This window comes from Streptomyces sp. CO7 (assembly GCF_053474865.1).
Window position 1 is genome coordinate 974628 of record NZ_JBRIOU010000002.1, and the last position, 4074, is coordinate 978701.

The window sequence follows — 4074 nt, forward strand, 5'->3', positions numbered from 1 at the left end:
CCCTTGACCGCGGCACCTCCACCGCCGGTCGCCGCGGTCAGCGCGGCGTCGGGTATCAGACGTCCGAAGCCCTCGTAAGGGTCCTTCATGAAGTCGCTGACCATCTGCTTGCCGGTGCCGACGGGGTCGTTGGCGGCGAGGACCAGGCCGGCGGCGAGGTTGTTGAGGTTGGTGGTGTATTCGGCGGGGTGGGTGATGTTGTAGGGGTCGAGCGGGTTGATGCCGCGGACGAAGTTCACCAGGCCGGCGGTGCCCTTGATGATGCCGCCGCCGACGTGGTCGCCCATGATCTGCATCTCCTGCAGACCGGACAGCGCCTGCTCGGCGTAGGTCGGCTTCTCCGGTGCCGTGTCCCGCGCGGCGCGCACCGCCGAACGCGCGGTCTCAGCGGCGGTGTTCCGCTGCTTGCGGGCGTCGGCGAGGATGTCCTGCGCGTCCTGCATCAGCTTCTTGCCGGGGTCCTCGAACGTCGGCGAAGGGCGCGGCGGCAGCGACGTGAGGTCGTACTTCTCGGGCTGGGCGTTGTAGCGGTCGACGGCCTTGTTGAAGTCGTCGACCTTCTTCCGGTGGGCGTCGGCCGCTTCTTCGGAGGCTTTGACGCCTTCCTTCCACTTGTCGATCGCCGTCTGCGCCTGGCCCTGCGCCCAGGTGACCGTCCCCGCGAACGCCTCCAGCGCGGCGGCGGCCTTCTCGCAGGCGTCCGCCCCGGTGAACCACTTCGGCGGCTGCGTGCTCACCGCCTTGCGCAGCGCCTCGGCCGCCTCGCCCTTCAGCTTCGATGAATCGAGGCCGCGCAGGCCGTCGCCGGCGTTGTCGAACGCGGTCTGGAAGCCGCGGAGTTTCTCGGCGGTGGAGCGGATCTTGTCCGGGCTGCCGTAGATGAGCTTGGTCTTGTCCTCGGTCTGGCCGAGGTCCATCTCGTCGACCTCGGCACCCATCCGGTTCGCCACCGAACGAGACTGCTCGCGCACCCAGTCCGCGCCGGTCTCCCAGCCGACGTCCTCGAGCCGGTCGGCGGTCCAGTTGCCCGCGCCCTCGATCTTGTTGCCGGCCCACTCGACGCCGTCCTCGACCGCGTCCTCCACCGAGTCCGGCGTGATGTCACTGATGAAGTCGCCGATACCCATGCTCAGTTCCCCCCGTTGTCACCGCTCTGCTGCTGTTGCGCCTGCTGGGCGCGTTCCTCCGGTGACGGTCCGAACGTCTCGTCCAGTGCCTGGTTCCACTGGTCGTCGGTGATGCCGAGCGCGTCGTTGAGCATGTCCGCCTGGCGGCCGCCCTGACCCTCGGTCATCACCGTGCGGCCGGTGTCCTTCCAGGTCTGCTCCATCTCCTGACCGGCCCGATCCCAGGACTCCTTGCTCCAGTCCGGGTCCAGGTAGTCGGGCTTCAAGACCTCGCCCCACCCCTGCTGGGCGATCTCCTCCTCGCTGGCGTGCGGATTGCCGCCCGCCAGCGCGTTCACGCCCACCTTGAGCGTGCCCTCGACGTACTGGTCGTGCTCCCACTGCGTGCCCGCCGCCAGGCCCAGGCGGTTGGCGATCGCAGACGCGTCGCCCACCAGGGCGCGCACACCCCACTCCCACCGCTCGCAGAAGTCCTCGAAATCCACCGACAGGCCGTGATGCCCGGCCTCCATGCCGGTCATCGCCAGCGACGAGAAGCCCTTGCCCATCACCGAGCCGGTGGCCCCGCCCAGCTCCCCGAGCTGGTCGATCGTCGCGCCCACGCCCTGCGTGAACTTGACCACCGACGCCTTGTCGAAGTTGAGGTCCATCCCGTCACCGCCCACGACCGGCCCCCTCCACCTCGATGTCCACGGCGGCGGCGTCCGGGACGATGCCGGTCACCGGCGGGAAGAACATCGACCCGTCCTCCGTCGCGATGTCGACCGCCAGGCCGGCCGGCTCACCCAGAGACGGCACGATCTCGTCCACGATCCGCGCACCCAGCAACGCCGCGTACTCCAACGGCCGGTCACCCGCACCACGTTGCACAGCGAACCGCGCCAGCGCCTCCTCGTCGGTGAAGGCGCAGATCCACCGCACACCACCCGAATGGGCCGACCACAGCCCGCCACCGCCGTCGGACGGCACCAGAAGCACCGACCGCCGCATCTCACCCACCAGGGCCCGCGGGTCCCCGGCTCCCGCTCTGCTGTCCGCGATCCGCTCGGCGAGCGCCGTCCTGGCCTGTTCCACCGGTCCCTGCCCTCCCGCGTCATGGGTCACTTCCTGCACCGTAGAACAAGACGCACATTCGGAAGAGACGGTTCGTTTTCCGGGCCGGAGTTGTCTGCGCGACGTCGACGGGCGCATCCTGCGGGTCCACGACTGGATCCACCGGACGTACGTGGCGGTGTAGCGGCTCGCCTGGTCGGCCCCGGTGGGAGACCTGCTCGCCCTCCCTGAGGAGAGGGCGAGGTCAGGCGAAACACCACGGCCCGTCATCCTCGCACCCGGCCGAAGCCGGGTTCAGCGGGTGACCGGTGGGGGTGGGGCCGAGAGCGCTTATTCCCGGGCCTGCTTCGGGTCGATCGGGATCTCGCGTGCCGTGTTCTCGGCGCGCTTCTCGGCGCTCAACTGCCGCGCCGCGGTGCCACAGCAGCGTTCGTACTGGTTCTGCCAGTCCGCCATGAACGCGTCGTAGTTGGACTGGCCGACCAGCTTCAGGTCCGACTCGTCGTTGTGCCAGACGCCGTTGCTCGTCCAGTTCGCGGAGCCGACGAACACCAGTCTGGAGTTGGCCACCCCCGCGTAACCGCCGCTGACCATCATGTACTTGTCGTGCGTGTAGTGCAGAGCGTTGCCGTTCGCGTCGGTGCCGCGGGTGGTGTCGTGCACGTAGATGTTCGGCCGGTCCTTCAGGTAGTTCTGCACGCTGGTGTCGACCTGGCCGGCGGTGAAGAGAATGTGGATCTTGACGCCGGTCTGTGCCAGGCTCACCAGCTTCTTCGGCAGCTCCAGGTAGTTCCGGTCGCCCGGCTGCCCGTGAGAGGTCCACTGGTACATGGCGATGTTGAGCGTGGCCGGCGCCTTGACGTTGTTCAGGAAGTCGACCCAGGTGTCGCTCTTGCTGCGGGCCTTGGGCCACTGGTAGGAGGGCGGGGACAGTGTCGTCCTGGCGGCCTGGCCGCTGGTGGAGTTGTAGTAGTCGGGCATCAGCGGGCCCGGACCGTTGAGCGCCCCCTTGGACATGGCCGTGAAGTAGCGCACGTAGGAGTTGTACAGGTCGACGTTGCCCTTGACGGTGGCGCTGCTGTTCCACGCGGTGTTGGCCTGGGCGGACGTGGGGTTGGCGCTGCTGACGGTCACGGTCCTGTTCGCGTCGCTCCCGCCGCTGAACATGTAGTACTTCGCGTGCAGGGAGGAGCCGGAATAGTGGGTCAGGCAGCCGCCCGGGCACAGCGCGGCGAAGCTGGAGGCTTGCGGGTCGTTGCCCAACTCGGTGACCAGCGACTGCCAAACCGCGTTGTCGCTGTGCACGTCCATCAGCGCCTTGACGATGACGCCGCGCTGGTGAGCGGCGATCAGGGCGTTGGCGAAGTCCGGGCCCGGCTGCGTGCTGCCGATCGAGTACATGGCGACGCGTATGGTCTGCCCGCAACTGGCGCTGTTGATCGATTCGATGATCGGGCCCATGACGTTCATCCGGGCGGCGGCGTCCTCCGGGTCGTTGAAGCGTGGACCCGGTGTCGAGGTGAACGTCCGTGACTCGCAAGTGAGCGGGGTCTTGGCCTTCTTGACCGCAGCGTGAGCCGTTGTCGGAGACAGCGCGGTGACGGCCAGCGCGGTGATCAACGTGAGCGTTCGCTTCATGGACGGGCCTTTCGCTGGGCTGTCGACGATGACGAGCCGGGAGTTGCTGTGCTGAACGGTCAAGGGGTGGTCACCGAGGTCGGTCCGGCAGGCGACGTGCGCCCCGAACGTCGCGTAGCCCTCCCCGTCGGCATCCGCTTCGCGGTGCGTGACGGAGTCGGCCGAGCCGGCCGTGCCGCCGACGCGGCGAGGAGGTCACCGGTCAGGGGCGCTGCCGCGGCGTTGGCGGTGGGGACGTGGAGGGGTGTCGGAAGCG

Annotated in this window: 4 protein-coding genes; all 4 read right to left on the minus strand. The window is 68.5% G+C overall.

Features of this window, described 5'->3' with window-relative positions; translation table 11 throughout:
- A partial coding sequence (locus tag ACOV8S_RS06460; RefSeq protein WP_448316600.1) for a putative T7SS-secreted protein occupies window positions 1-1127 on the minus strand: 1127 nt, incomplete at its 3' end.
- A 2-nt stretch (window positions 1128-1129) separates the two neighbouring features.
- Window positions 1130-1792 carry a hypothetical protein gene (locus ACOV8S_RS06465; protein WP_448316601.1) on the minus strand — a complete coding sequence of 221 codons (663 nt, stop codon included), beginning with the start codon at window positions 1790-1792 and terminating at the stop codon, window positions 1130-1132.
- Complete coding sequence (locus ACOV8S_RS06470; RefSeq protein WP_448316602.1) at window positions 1782-2231, minus strand: hypothetical protein; 450 nt, start codon at window positions 2229-2231, stop codon at window positions 1782-1784. The genes ACOV8S_RS06465 and ACOV8S_RS06470 overlap by 11 nt, the downstream gene beginning before the upstream one ends.
- Window positions 2232-2510: 279 nt before the next feature.
- Entirely contained in the window at window positions 2511-3818 is a 1308-nt protein-coding gene (locus tag ACOV8S_RS06475; RefSeq protein WP_448316603.1) for a phospholipase D-like domain-containing protein, read from the minus strand.
- Window positions 3819-4074: the final 256 nt, after the last annotated feature.

Bases quoted from the DNA above. Each gene is read 5' to 3' on its own strand.
- ACOV8S_RS06475 (WP_448316603.1), bottom strand. From the start codon at position 3,818: ATGAAGCGAACGCTCACGTTGATCACCGCGCTGGCCGTCACCGCGCTG.